The sequence below is a fragment of the Leucobacter iarius genome (assembly GCF_039530105.1).
GTDB classification, from domain to species: domain Bacteria; phylum Actinomycetota; class Actinomycetes; order Actinomycetales; family Microbacteriaceae; genus Leucobacter; species Leucobacter iarius.
This window is the reverse complement of sequence record NZ_BAAAOB010000001.1, coordinates 1,275,411-1,287,675: the sequence shown is the minus strand read 5'-3', so window position 1 is coordinate 1,287,675 and position 12,265 is coordinate 1,275,411. Positions and strand designations below refer to the sequence as shown.

Here is a 12,265-nt window from a genome sequence, read left to right as displayed (position 1 = left end):
TGGCGACCTGGGTGACGCGGCGAAGGTGCCCCGGAAACCGGGGCACCCGCGCCACTTGGACTATTCAGTTGTTATTCGGCCTTGAACGGGAAGCCGAGCGCCTTGAGCAGCGCGCGACCCTCGTCGTCGGTCTTCGCGGTGGTGACGACAGTGATGTCGAAACCACGCACCCGATCGATCTTATCCTGATCGATCTCGTGGAACACACTCTGCTCGGTCAAACCGAAGGTGTAGTTGCCGTTCCCGTCGAACTGCTTGGGCGACAGACCGCGGAAATCGCGGATGCGCGGCAGTGCGAGGTTGACCAGACGGTCCAGGAACTCCCACGCGCGGTCACCGCGGAGGGTGACGTGCGCGCCGATGGCCTGGCCCTCGCGCAGCTTGAACTGAGCGATGGACTTGCGGGCGGTCGTGACCTTCGGCTTCTGGCCGGTGATCTTGATGAGGTCCGCGATTGCGCCCTCGATCACCTTGCTGTCGCGAGCTGCCTCGCCGACACCGGTGTTCACGACGACCTTGACCAGGCCGGGAACCTGCATGACGTTCTCGAACTGGAACTCCTCGCGGAGCGCCGGAACGATCTCGGCACGGTACTTCTGCTTGAGGCGCGGCTGGATCTTCGTTGCCGTCTCAGACATCAGAGGTCCTTCCCAGACTTCTTGGCGAAGCGGACGCGGACGGTCTTCTTCTTGCCGCCCTTCTCCACCTCTTCGGTGCGGAAACCGACGCGGGTCGGCTTCTTGGTCTCGGGATCGACGATCGCGACGTTCGAGATGTGGATCGGGGCCTCGACGGTCTCGATCCCTCCCTCGTTGGTGCCGCGAGCCGACTGGCCCTGCTTCACGTGCTTGGTGACGAAGTTGACACCCTCGACGACCACACGGTCGGTCTCGGTCAGGACCGCGATGACGTGGCCCTGCTTGCCCTTGTAGCCACCGCGCTCCTGCGACGGGCCCGAGATGACCTCGACGAGGTCACCCTTCTTGATCTTGCTAGCCATGGACTAGATCACCTCCGGTGCGAGCGAGACGATCTTCATGAACCGCTTGTCGCGAAGCTCGCGACCGACGGGTCCGAAGATACGGGTGCCGCGGGGCTCCCCGTCGGCCTTGAGGATGACGGCGGCGTTCTCGTCGAACTTGATGTACGAACCGTCTGCACGACGGGTCGCCTTCTTCGCACGAACGACAACAGCCTTGACGACGTCGCCCTTCTTCACGTTGCCGCCCGGGATCGCGTCCTTGACGGTCGCGACGATGGTGTCCCCGAGGCCGGCGTAACGGCGGCTCGAACCACCGAGCACGCGGATGGTGAGCAGCTCCTTGGCGCCGGTGTTATCGGCGACCTTGAGCCTGGATTCCTGCTGAATCACTTCTTACTCCTTACTCAGTAAGCCCGAGGGCTTACTTCGCCTTCTCGAGGATCTCGACGAGGCGCCAGCGCTTCGAGGCGCTCAGCGGACGGGTCTCGTGGATGAGCACGAGATCGCCGATGCCTGCGGTGTTCTGCTCGTCGTGGGCCTTGACCTTCGACGAACGGCGCAGGACCTTGCCGTAGAGCGGGTGCTTCACGCGATCCTCGACCTCGACGACGATGGTCTTGTCCATCTTGTCGCTGACGACGTAGCCGCGGCGAGCCTTACGGTAGCCGCGCTGTTCCTTCTCGACCTCAGCCATAATCAGGCCTCCTTCGTCTCAGCGGCGGCGTCCGCCTGCTCGGTCTTCTTGCTGCTCTTCTTCGCCTTCGCGGGAGCCGCGGGGGCGGGCGTGGCCCGGATCCCCAGCTCGCGCTCGCGGAGCACGGTGTAGATGCGCGCGATGTCGCGCTTCACCTGACGCACGCGGCCGTGGCTCTCGAGCTGGCCGGTGGCCGACTGGAACCGCAGGTTGAACAGCTCCGCCTTGGCCTTCTTGAGCTCCTCAGCCAGACGCTCGTCCTCGAAGGTGTCGAGCTCGCTGATGACCAGTTCCTTGCTTCCGATCGCCATTACGCGTCGCCCTCCTCGCGCTTGATAATCCGAGCCTTGAGCGGCAGCTTGTGGATGGCGCGGGTGAGCGCCTCACGAGCGAGCTGCTCATCAACACCAGCGACCTCGAAGAGGACGCGGCCGGGCTTGACGTTTGCGACCCACCACTCGGGCGAGCCCTTACCGGAACCCATGCGGGTTTCCGCGGGCTTCTTCGTCAGGGGACGATCCGGGTAGATGTTGATCCACACCTTGCCGCCACGCTTGATGTGGCGGGTCATGGCGATACGGGCCGACTCGATCTGGCGGTTCGTCACGTACGCGGGGGTGAGGGCCTGGATGCCGAACTCACCGAACGCGACCGTGTTGCCGCCCTTCGAACGACCGCTGCGCCCCGGGTGGTGCTGCTTGCGGTACTTGACTCGACGGGGAATCAGCATGCTTACTTCTCCGCTCCTGCTGCGACGGGCGCAGCCTCGGTCTGCGCGCCACGGGGCGCGCGACGGCGGTCATCGCGGCGATCGCGCGACGGCTTCTGGGCCGCCTGCTCGCGAGCGAGTTCCTTGTTCGTGAGGTCACCCTTGTAGATCCAAACCTTCACGCCGATACGGCCGAAGGTGGTCTTCGCCTCGTAGAAGCCGTAGTCGATGTTCGCGCGAAGGGTGTGCAGCGGCACGCGACCCTCGCGGTAGAACTCCGAACGGCTCATCTCGGCGCCGCCGAGACGGCCGGAGACCTGGATACGGATGCCCTTGGCGCCGGCGCGCTGAGCGCCCTGCAGACCCTTGCGCATCGCGCGGCGGAACGCCACGCGAGCAGCGAGCTGCTCGGCGATGCCCTGCGCGACGAGCTGAGCGTCGGCCTCGGGGTTCTTGACCTCGAGGATGTTCAGCTGGATCTGCTTGCCGGTGAGCTTCTCGAGCTCGGCACGGATGCGCTCCGCCTCGGCGCCGCGGCGGCCGATGACGATGCCCGGGCGAGCCGAGTGGATGTCCACGCGGACGCGGTCACGGGTGCGCTCGATCTCGACGCGGGACACGCCTGCGCGGTCCAGCTGCTCGGTCAGGTGCTTGCGGATGCGGATGTCCTCTGCGAGGTAGTCCGCGTACCGCTGACCCGGCTTGGTCGAATCCGAGAACCAACGCGAAACGTGGTCGGTCGTGATCCCGAGGCGGAAGCCGTAGGGATGAATCTTCTGGCCCATTTACTTGGCTCCCTTCTTCGCGGTCACGAGCTCACCGGCGGTCTGAAGCACGACCGTGATGTGGCTGGTGCGCTTGTTGATGCGGAACGCGCGGCCCTGGGCCCGCGGACGGAACCGCTTCAGCGTGGCGCCCTCGTCGACGAATGCACGAGCGATGACCAGCTCGTCCTCGTTGAGACGAAGGTTCTCGTTGTCGGCCTTCACGCGAGCGTTCGCGATCGCCGAGGCGACGAGCTTGAAAATCGGCTCCGATGCTGCCTGCGGGGCGAACTTCAGGATGGCCAGGGCCTCCTGCGCGTTCTTGCCGCGGATCAGGTCAACAACACGACGGGCCTTCTGGGGGGTGATGCGGATATGACGCACGCGTGCGATCGACTCCACCATTTCTCTTCCTCCTTCACGTCACCGCGTTAGCGGCGACGGCCCTTCTTGTCGTCCTTCACGTGACCACGGAAGGTACGGGTCGGGGCGAACTCGCCCAGCTTGTGACCCACCATGGTCTCGGTGACGAACACCGGGATGTGCTTGCGACCGTCGTGCACTGCGATGGTGTGACCCAGCATTGCCGGGATGATCATCGAGCGGCGCGACCAGGTCTTGATCACGTTCTTGGTGCCAGCTTCGTTCTGCGAAACCACCTTGCCGAGCAGGTGGTTGTCGACGAAGGGGCCCTTCTTGAGACTACGAGGCATCTTCTACTCTCTCCTACCTGCCGACTAGTGCTTACCGCGGGGACGGCGACGAACGATGAGCTTGTCGCTTTCCTTGTTGGGACGGCGCGTACGGCCTTCCTTCTGACCCCAGGGGCTGACCGGGTGACGACCACCCGAGGTACGGCCCTCGCCACCACCGTGGGGGTGGTCGACCGGGTTCATGACGACACCGCGGACGGTCGGGCGGACGCCCTTCCAGCGCATACGGCCGGCCTTGCCCCAGTTGATGTTCGACTGCTCGGCGTTGCCCACCTCGCCGACGGTTGCGCGGCAGCGCACGTCGACGTTGCGGATCTCGCCCGAGGGCAGACGCAGCTGGGCGTAGGGGCCGTCCTTCGCCACGAGGCGAACCGACGAACCTGCGGAACGCGCCAGCTTGGCGCCCCCGCCCGGCTTCAGCTCGATCGCGTGGATCACGGTACCGGTCGGGATGTTGCGCAGCGGCAGGTTGTTGCCGGGCTTGATATCGGCGGCCGGACCCGACTCGACGATGTCGCCCTGCTTCAGCTTGTTCGGCGCGATGATGTAGCGCTTGGTGCCGTCCTCGAAGTGGAGGAGCGCGATGCGGGCCGTACGGTTGGGGTCGTACTCGATGTGAGCGACCTTCGCGTTCACGCCGTCCTTGTCGTTCCGACGGAAGTCGATGACGCGGTACTGGCGCTTGTGGCCACCACCGATGTGACGGGTGGTGATGCGGCCCTGGTTGTTGCGGCCACCGGTCTTCGGCAGCGGACGGAGCAGCGACTTCTCGGGGGTCGAACGCGTGATCTCAGCGAAATCGGCGACGCTCGAACCGCGACGACCGGGGGTCGTCGGCTTGTACTTACGAATAGCCATGTGTGTCTTCTCTCTTCGCTTCCGAGCTACAGCGCAGCCGTGAAGATGTCGATGGAGCCCGACTTCAGGGTGACGATGGCGCGCTTGGTGTCCTTGCGCTTGCCCATGCCGAACTTGGTCCGGCGCGTCTTGCCCTTGCGGTTGAGCGTGTTGATCTTGTCGACCTTCACTCCGAAGACCTGCTCGATGGCGAGCTTGATCTCGGTCTTGTTGGCCGTCGGCTGCACCTCGAAGGTGTACTGGCCGTTGGCGTCGATGAGCCCGTAGCTCTTCTCCGAGACGATCGGTCGGATGATGACGTCGTGCACGTTCTTGTTCAGGCTCACTTCGAGACCTCCTCAGCGGCGCGTCCGTCGACGAATGCGTCGTAGGCGCCCTTGGTGAAGACGAGATCGTCGCTGACGACCACGTCGTAGGCGTTGAGCTGATCCCAGGCGATGACGTGCACGCCGGGCAGGTTGCGGACGCTCAGCACGGTGAGCTCGTCGTCGCGGCCGATGACCACGAGGACGCGCTTGCCGGGGGCGACGTTCGCGAGGAACTCGCGAGCGGCCTTGGTGCTGGGCTTGTCTGCGATGCCGAACGAGTCGACGACGTGCAGGCGGTTCGCGCGAGCGCGGTCCGAGAGGAGGCCGCGGAGTGCTGCCGCGATCATCTTCTTGGGGGTGCGCTGCGAGTAGTCGCGCGGCACGGGGCCGTGCACGACGCCGCCGCCGCGGTGCTCAGGAGCGCGGACCGAACCCTGACGAGCGCGGCCGGTGCCCTTCTGCTTGAACGGCTTGACGCCCGAACCGGAGACCTCGCCACGGTTCTTGGTCTTGTGCGTACCCTGGCGTCGAGCAGCGAGCTGCGCGGTGACGACCTGGTGGATCAGCGGGACGTTGGTCTCGGCGCCGAAGAGCGACTCGGGCAGCGAGACCTCGCCGGCCTTCTTGCCCTTCGCGTCGAGCACCTGGAGCTTGGTTGCGGTAGCCATGAACTACGCCCCCTTCACAGCGTTGCGAACGAATACGAGACGGCCGCGCGCACCGGGAACGGCACCCTTGATCAGGATGAGACCCTTCTCGGCGTCGACCGCGTGCACGGTGAGGTTCTGCACGGTGACGCGCTCGCCACCCATGCGGCCGGCCATGCGCTGGCCCTTGAACACGCGACCGGGGGTCGCGGCGCCGCCGATCGAACCCGGCTTGCGGTGGTTGCGGTGTGCACCGTGCGAAGCCGAGACGCCGGAGAAGTTGTGACGCTTCATGACGCCGGCGAAGCCCTTGCCCTTCGAGGTGCCGACGACGTCGATCTTCTGACCGGCCTCGAAGGTGCCATCGATGGTGAGCTCCTGGCCCAGCGAGTAGTCGGCTGCGTCCGCGGTGCGCACCTCGGTGAGGTGGCGACGCGGGGTGACGCCGGCCTTCGCGAAGTGACCAGCGGTGGGCTGGTTCACCTTGCGGGGATCGATCTGCCCGGCGGCGATCTGCACGGCGCTGTAGCCGTCGACCTCAGCGGTGCGGATCTGGGTGACCACGTTGGGGGCCACCTCGATCACGGTGACGGGAACGACCTTGCCGTTCTCGTCCCAGACCTGCGTCATGCCGAGCTTGGTGCCCAGGAGACCCTTGACGTTGCGATTCAGATGCGACATTCTCAGATCCCCCCTTAGAGCTTGATCTCGATGTTGACATCGGCCGGAAGGTCGAGACGCATGAGCGAATCGACGGCCTTGGGAGTGGGATCGACGATGTCGATCAGGCGCTTGTGCGTGCGCTTCTCGAAGTGCTCGCGGCTGTCCTTGTACTTGTGCGGCGAACGGATCACTGCGATCACGTTCTTCTCCGTCGGGAGCGGCACGGGGCCGATAACGGTCGCGCCTGCACGGGTGACCGTGTCGACGATCTTGCGCGCGGAGCTGTCGATGACCTCGTGGTCATACGACTTCAGTCGAATGCGGATCTTCTGTCCCGCCATGTGACTCTCTACTTTCTACTTGCGTCGTACCGCGCCGCCTCTCGGCTGCGCGGCATTGGACGTCTTGCGTACCAGCGCCCTGGCACCCCGATCTGAACGAACGAATGCTGGGTCTCTGTTCACCTGTCAAAGCCCGCACACATGCGAAGACGGCCGGACTCTCGTCTGGCCGACGTGCGACATGCGGGCTGGTGTTCGCTCCCCGCGGCCTCACCGGACCCGCGGCGGACCGCGGTGGTGATGCACTGCCTGGCAGTGATCCCCGCACAGGCGGGGAATGCTGAACCTGTCTATTCTCGCACGGGCTTCATGCATCGTGCAACCCGGGCGTGTCGCGCCCGCGAGCCGCGTCCGGATCCTGCCCGGAACCCCTACTGTCGGGCGCCTAGACCGTGCGCGCCGGCAGCAGTCGCGGAAGCGCGAGATAGACGAGCAGCACCGCGAGACCCGCCGCGAACAGTGCGATCGCTCCCCCGAATCCGACGAACAGCGAGCCCAGGCCGAGGAGCGAGGTGAGCAGCGTGCAGCCGGCGGCGAGCAGGGACGCCTGCAGGTGCGAGTAGCCCCGCTGCTCGATCCGCTGGTAGGTGTGCTCCTTGTGCGGCTCGTCCCAGCGCTTGCCCTCGCGGACGCGCTTCACGAGCGTGACCCCCACGTCGCCGAAGGTGATCACCATCGGACCGATCGTCGCGAGCAGCGGCACACCGGCGAGCAGCGCGGCGAAGCTCGTGATCGCGACCGCGCCGCCGAGCAGGTAGCTGCCGACGTCTCCGAGGAACGCGCCGGGCTTCGTGAGGTTCCACGGCAGGAAGCCGGCGAAGCCCGCGGCGAGCACCAGGCCCGCGAGCACCAGCCAGCCGAGCCCGGTCATCCACCCCGCGGCGGCGAAGGCGAGCCCGGCGATGACCCCGTGCAGACCGCTGATCCCGTTCAGACCGTCGACGAAGTTCGCCACGTTGATGTAGCCCGAGACGAACAGCATCGCGTAGAGCAGCAGGAGGATCGCGCTCCACCACTCGAGCTGGAGCGGCACCGCCGCACTGCCGTTGATCCAGCCGAAGCTCGCGCCCGGCAGCGGAGGGCGCGTGGCGAGCAGCAGCAGCGCGCCCGGCCCTGCCAGCGCGATGAGGATGAGCCAGATGCTCCGCGCGCGCACGCTCACGCCGTGCAGGTCCTCGCCCAGGCCCAGCAGCCCGGCCGCGAGCGAAGCCAGCACGATGACCAGCAGGAGGTCCCATCGGTCGGGGAACCCCCCGCTCTCCCCGAGCAGCAGCACACCGAGCAGGCCGCCGCAGAGCATGGCGATGAGCACCGCCAGACCGAGGCCGCGCAGCACGGGACGCGAGTGCGAGGATCGTTCGTTCGGGACGTCCATGATCCCGAGCCGGACCAGGAGCGGGCGCACCGCGAACGGCAGCAACAGGCTCAGCAGCAGCGTGGCACCGGCGACGAGCGATGCGATGAGGGCGAGGCTCACTGGACCCGCTCCCCGGCCTCATCGGTGAGGTCCAGGCGCGCCACCCAGCCGTCGTGGTCGAGCCGGTCGGGCGCGAGCACGTCGACGTGCGCGTGCGAGATCTTCGGGTGGAAGGGGCGCTCGTCGCCCTCGCCCAGGGCGACCAGTTCCTCGTGCAGCTTCTCGCCGTGCCGCAGCCCGGTGAAGACGATCTCGATCGGCTTGCCCGACTGTGCGATCATGCGCTGCGCGACGTCGAGGATCCGCACCGGCTCGCCCATGTCGAGGATCAGCACCTCGCCCTGCCGACCGATGCCTCCGGCCTGCACGACCAGCTGGCATGCCTCGGGGATCGTCATGAAGAAGCGGGTCACGTCGGGGTGCGTCACGGTGACCGGGCCGCCGGACTCGATGAGCGCGGCGAAGGTCGGCAGCATGGATCCCCGGCTGCCGATGACATTGCCGAAGCGCACCGAGAGGTACCGCTCCCCCGTCTCCTGCGCCATCCAGGCGGTGAGCTTCTCGGCGACGCGCTTCGAATGCCCGAGCACGCTCGTGGGGTTGGCCGCCTTGTCGGTCGAGATGTTCACGAAGGTGCCCACGCCGACCGACTGCGCGGCGCGCAGCACGTTGAGCGTCCCGAGCACGTTCGTCTTCCAGGCTTCCTCGGGGTACTGCTCCAGCATCGGCAGGTGCTTCAGCGCCGCCGCGTGGAACACCACCTCGGGCTTCCGCTCGGCGAAGATCTGGCGCAGGGTCTCGGCGTCCCGGATATCCGCGAGGACGACGTCGCGGGTGTCGAGCAGACCGTGTCCGCTGATGGAGAGCTGCGCGGCCTGCAGGGCCGTCTCATCGCGATCGAGCAGGATCAGCTCGCGCGGCGCGAATCGCGCCAGCTGCCGCGAGAGCTCCGAGCCGATCGAGCCGCCGGCCCCCGTCACGAGCACCACGCGATCCTGCAGGTACTCCGCGATGGAGGCCATTTCGAGCCGCACCGGGTGCCGGCCGATCAGATCCTCGATCGAGATGTCGCGCACGTCCGAGATCGCGGAGGCGTTCAGGAGCAGCTGCTCGAGCGAAGGCAGCACCATGACCCGGATCCCGAGCCGATCCGCCGCCTCGTCGATGCGCCGCAGCAGGCTCGCGTCCGCGTCGCCGATGCAGACCATGACCGCGGTCGCGCCCGTCTCCTCGACCGCGCGGGCGAGGTCCGCGAAGCCGCCGTGCACGCGCACGCCGCGCACCTCGTGGTTGCGCTTCTCGACATCGTCGTCGAGGAAGCCCACCGGAAGCAGGCTCGACTCGGCATCGGTGAGCAGCCGCTTGGCGGTCTGCGCTCCCAGATACCCGGAGCCGTAGAGCAGCACCCGCTCCGCGCCCCGACTCGGCTTCGCGCGCTGCTCGGCACCGAGGCGCTTGAGGTAGCGCAGTACGCCCATGACGCTGAAGGCGATCGGGGCGGCGATGATCATCGTGCTGCGCGGGATCCCGTTCGCGTAGCCCACCAGGTACGCGAACAGCCAGGCGACCACGGTGACCGCGGTGATCTCGAGCACGATGGCCCGGACCTCGTCGAAGCCGCCGATCTCGTACCGGGAGCGGTAGAGCCAGAACACCCAGCCCCCGATGAGCTGCAGCAGTGCCGTGACGAGGATCAGCACCGGTGTCCAGCCCCAGTGGATCCGTGACAGATCGAAGTCGAAGCGGAGCACGAGCGCGGCGAGGATGCCCACCGCCCAGGCGAGGCAGTCCCCCAGGTAGAGCAGGCCGTACTGCTTCAGGAAGTGCGCGACGCGTTGGGTGGCAGTGAGCGGCACTTCGCCCCCTTCTCGATCGGACGGTCTGCGGTCCGGGCGGGCCCCGGAGTCCACTACGAGGATAGCGGCCCGGCCCTGCTGAGCCCGCTGCAACGCCCCACTGCGCGGTGTCTCGAGGCCCGCCGGGGGGCGGCGTTCGTCGAGGAGCAGGCATTATCCTGCGGATTCCCTGAAAATACTCGGAGTGTTTCCAAGCGATTCCTCGGACAGAATGAGCGCGTGAGGTGTCCGCCTCACACCGGATCCAGCGCCGCGGGAGGGACCGCGGTCGCGGACATCGTTCGGAGGACGTGACATGGGTATCGAGGATCTCGGCAAGCAGGCCGGAGAATTCATCAAGGGCAACGCCGACAAGATCAGCGAGGCGCTGCACAGCGAGCAGGCCGAGGGCATCAGCGACAAGGTGCTCGACGGCGCCGCCGACCTGGCGAACAAGGTCACCGGCGGAAAGTTTGAGGAGCAGGTCGAGGACGTCCGCTCGAACGTCGACAAGCAGGTCGGCAACGAGTAGTCCGGACCCGTTCGCGGCGCCCCGCACCGCGCACGCCATGAACCCCCGCAGAGCCTGCTCTGCGGGGGTTCATGGCGTTCGGGGCCGCCGGTCCCGGGACATGGTCTCAGCGATCGCGACGCGCGCGTTCCGCGAGGAAGTCGCGTGCGGTGAAGCGATGCTCCCGCTTTCCGTAGTCGTCGGCTGTGATCCCCTGCAGCAGCACGCCCGCGTCGACCTCGAGCGCGCTCGCCACACGGACGACGGTCTCGACGGAGGGGCTCTGGGCACCGCGCTCTAGCTTGCCCAGCGTCGCCGCGTCGATCTCGGCGAGTGCACTCAGGTCCTCGATGGTCAGCCCGAGTTCATGGCGGGCTTCGCGGATCCGCGCGCCGATCTTCTCTGCGGCGAGGACCTTTCTGGGAGACATGCTCCCAGCCTGGTCGCCCGGGAATCGCAGATCCAGGGTGTACACGCGCGAGCATTCATCACATCACGCATGCACGCATAGTGCGTTTGCGCCTGATCTTGCGTATACGCGCGAGCATCGGGGAAAACGACAGCGGGGCCGCACCCGAAGGTGCGGCCCCGCTGCAGGATCGAGTAATGCTTACTCGACGACCTTGGTCACCGTGCCGGCGCCGACGGTGCGGCCACCCTCACGGATCGCGAAGCCGAGGCCCTCTTCCATAGCGATCGGCTGGATCAGCTCGACCGACATGTCGGTGGTGTCGCCGGGCATAACCATCGGCTTGTCCTCGGGCAGGGTGATGACACCGGTCACGTCAGTCGTACGGAAGTAGAACTGCGGACGGTAGTTCGTCTCGAACGGGTTGTGACGGCCGCCCTCTTCCTTCTTCAGGATGTAGGCGGTGCCCTCGAACTTGGTGTGCGGGGTGATCGAACCCGGCTTCACGACGACCTGGCCGCGCTCGACATCCTCGCGCTTGGTGCCGCGGAGCAGCAGGCCACAGTTCTCGCCGGCCCACGCCTCGTCGAGCTGCTTGTGGAACATCTCGATACCGGTGACGGTGGTCTTCTGCGTCGGACGCAGACCCACGATCTCGACCTCGCTGTTGATGGCGAGGGTACCGCGCTCGGCGCGGCCGGTGACGACGGTTCCACGACCGGTGATGGTGAAGACATCCTCGACGGGCATGAGGAACGGCTTGTCCTTGTCACGCACCGGATCGGGGATGCTCTCGTCGACCGCAGCCATGAGCTCGAGGATGGAGTTGACCCACTTCTCGTTGCCCTGCAGAGCCTCGTAGCCCGAGACGCGCACGACGGGAGCGTTGTCGCCGTCGAAGCCGTTCTTGGAGAGCTCCTCGCGGACCTCCATCTCGACGAGCTCGAGGATCTCCTCGTCGTCGACCATGTCGCTCTTGTTCAGCGCGACGAGCAGGTAGGGAACGCCGACCTGCTTGGCGAGGAGGATGTGCTCCTTGGTCTGAGCCATCATGCCGTCGGTCGCCGCGACCACGAGGATCGCGCCGTCCATCTGAGCGGCACCGGTGATCATGTTCTTGATGTAGTCGGCGTGGCCCGGTGCATCAACGTGCGCGTAGTGGCGCTTCTCGGTCTCGTACTCGACGTGCGAGATGTTGATGGTGATGCCGCGCTGGCGCTCCTCGGGAGCCGAGTCGATCGTGTCGAAGTCGCGCTGGACGTTCACGTCAGACGGGAACTTGTCAGCAAGAGTCTTCGAGATCGCCGCGGTAAGAGTGGTCTTACCGTGATCGACGTGACCGATGGTTCCGATGTTCACGTGCGGCTTGGTCCGCTCGAACTTGGCCTTCGCCACTATGGTCCTCCTCAGGACG

The 12,265-nt window shown here is 66.4% G+C and carries 19 protein-coding genes; 1 reads left to right on the top strand and 18 read right to left on the bottom strand.

Features of this window, described 5'->3' with window-relative positions:
- Window positions 1-71: 71 nt before the first annotated feature.
- The 16 genes from rplE to ABD169_RS05570 all read right to left on the bottom strand — a co-directional run bounded on the left by rplE (window position 72) and on the right by ABD169_RS05570 (window position 9,952).
- The gene (gene rplE, locus ABD169_RS05645; protein ID WP_046456198.1) at window positions 72-638 is read right to left on the bottom strand and encodes a 50S ribosomal protein L5; all 567 of its coding nucleotides are present in this window, start codon (window positions 636-638) and stop codon (window positions 72-74) included.
- Window positions 638-1,000 (bottom strand): 50S ribosomal protein L24, encoded by a 363-nt coding sequence (gene rplX, locus ABD169_RS05640; RefSeq protein ID WP_046456197.1) that lies wholly within the window; start codon window positions 998-1,000, stop codon window positions 638-640. Before rplX ends, rplE begins: the two co-directional genes overlap by 1 nt.
- A 3-nt stretch (window positions 1,001-1,003) precedes the next feature.
- Window positions 1,004-1,372, bottom strand: a complete 369-nt coding sequence (gene rplN, locus ABD169_RS05635; protein ID WP_046456196.1) for a 50S ribosomal protein L14 — start codon at window positions 1,370-1,372, stop codon at window positions 1,004-1,006.
- A 31-nt stretch (window positions 1,373-1,403) separates the two neighbouring features.
- Entirely contained in the window at window positions 1,404-1,676 is a 273-nt protein-coding gene (gene rpsQ, locus ABD169_RS05630; protein WP_046456195.1) for a 30S ribosomal protein S17, read from the bottom strand.
- A 2-nt stretch (window positions 1,677-1,678) separates the two neighbouring features.
- Window positions 1,679-1,987 carry a 50S ribosomal protein L29 gene (rpmC, locus tag ABD169_RS05625; RefSeq protein WP_046456194.1) on the bottom strand — a complete coding sequence of 103 codons (309 nt, stop codon included), beginning with the start codon at window positions 1,985-1,987 and terminating at the stop codon, window positions 1,679-1,681.
- Complete coding sequence (rplP, locus tag ABD169_RS05620) at window positions 1,987-2,406, bottom strand: 50S ribosomal protein L16 (protein ID WP_046456193.1); 420 nt, start codon at window positions 2,404-2,406, stop codon at window positions 1,987-1,989. The genes rpmC and rplP overlap by 1 nt, the downstream gene beginning before the upstream one ends.
- A gap of 2 nt (window positions 2,407-2,408) precedes the next feature.
- Window positions 2,409-3,170 carry a 30S ribosomal protein S3 gene (gene rpsC, locus ABD169_RS05615; RefSeq protein ID WP_046456192.1) on the bottom strand — a complete coding sequence of 254 codons (762 nt, stop codon included), beginning with the start codon at window positions 3,168-3,170 and terminating at the stop codon, window positions 2,409-2,411.
- Window positions 3,171-3,554, bottom strand: coding sequence for a 50S ribosomal protein L22 (gene rplV, locus ABD169_RS05610; protein ID WP_344030367.1), 384 nt, complete (start codon window positions 3,552-3,554; stop codon window positions 3,171-3,173).
- 26 nt (window positions 3,555-3,580) lie between these two features.
- Window positions 3,581-3,862, bottom strand: coding sequence for a 30S ribosomal protein S19 (rpsS, locus tag ABD169_RS05605; RefSeq protein ID WP_046456190.1), 282 nt, complete (start codon window positions 3,860-3,862; stop codon window positions 3,581-3,583).
- Window positions 3,863-3,886: 24 nt separating this feature from the next.
- Entirely contained in the window at window positions 3,887-4,720 is an 834-nt protein-coding gene (gene rplB, locus ABD169_RS05600) for a 50S ribosomal protein L2 (RefSeq protein ID WP_046456189.1), read from the bottom strand.
- A 26-nt stretch (window positions 4,721-4,746) separates the two neighbouring features.
- Window positions 4,747-5,046: a 50S ribosomal protein L23 gene (gene rplW, locus ABD169_RS05595; RefSeq protein WP_046456188.1), complete on the bottom strand. Its 300-nt coding sequence runs from the start codon at window positions 5,044-5,046 to the stop codon at window positions 4,747-4,749.
- Window positions 5,043-5,696, bottom strand: coding sequence for a 50S ribosomal protein L4 (rplD, locus tag ABD169_RS05590; protein ID WP_046456187.1), 654 nt, complete (start codon window positions 5,694-5,696; stop codon window positions 5,043-5,045). Before rplD ends, rplW begins: the two co-directional genes overlap by 4 nt.
- 3 nt (window positions 5,697-5,699) lie before the next feature.
- Window positions 5,700-6,356, bottom strand: coding sequence for a 50S ribosomal protein L3 (gene rplC, locus ABD169_RS05585; protein ID WP_046456186.1), 657 nt, complete (start codon window positions 6,354-6,356; stop codon window positions 5,700-5,702).
- Window positions 6,357-6,370: 14 nt separating this feature from the next.
- Window positions 6,371-6,679, bottom strand: a complete 309-nt coding sequence (rpsJ, locus tag ABD169_RS05580) for a 30S ribosomal protein S10 (protein ID WP_010156393.1) — start codon at window positions 6,677-6,679, stop codon at window positions 6,371-6,373.
- Between the two features lie 385 nt (window positions 6,680-7,064).
- A complete protein-coding gene (locus tag ABD169_RS05575; RefSeq protein ID WP_344030355.1) occupies window positions 7,065-8,156 on the bottom strand; it encodes an MraY family glycosyltransferase in 1,092 nt (363 codons plus the stop codon).
- On the bottom strand, window positions 8,153-9,952 hold the full coding sequence (locus ABD169_RS05570; protein WP_344030352.1) for a polysaccharide biosynthesis protein: 1,800 nt from the start codon (window positions 9,950-9,952) through the stop codon (window positions 8,153-8,155). The genes ABD169_RS05575 and ABD169_RS05570 overlap by 4 nt, the downstream gene beginning before the upstream one ends.
- A 295-nt stretch (window positions 9,953-10,247) precedes the next feature.
- Here ABD169_RS05570 and ABD169_RS05565 point away from each other — a divergent pair, with 295 nt between their 5' ends.
- Entirely contained in the window at window positions 10,248-10,463 is a 216-nt protein-coding gene (locus tag ABD169_RS05565; protein ID WP_046456184.1) for an antitoxin, read from the top strand.
- 106 nt (window positions 10,464-10,569) lie between these two features.
- Here ABD169_RS05565 and ABD169_RS05560 read toward each other — a convergent pair whose 3' ends face one another.
- Together ABD169_RS05560 and tuf are read right to left on the bottom strand one after the other, a co-directional pair.
- The gene (locus tag ABD169_RS05560; RefSeq protein WP_344030349.1) at window positions 10,570-10,872 is read right to left on the bottom strand and encodes a helix-turn-helix domain-containing protein; all 303 of its coding nucleotides are present in this window, start codon (window positions 10,870-10,872) and stop codon (window positions 10,570-10,572) included.
- Between the two features lie 180 nt (window positions 10,873-11,052).
- Complete coding sequence (gene tuf, locus ABD169_RS05555) at window positions 11,053-12,246, bottom strand: elongation factor Tu (protein ID WP_046456183.1); 1,194 nt, start codon at window positions 12,244-12,246, stop codon at window positions 11,053-11,055.
- Window positions 12,247-12,265 lie beyond the last annotated feature (19 nt).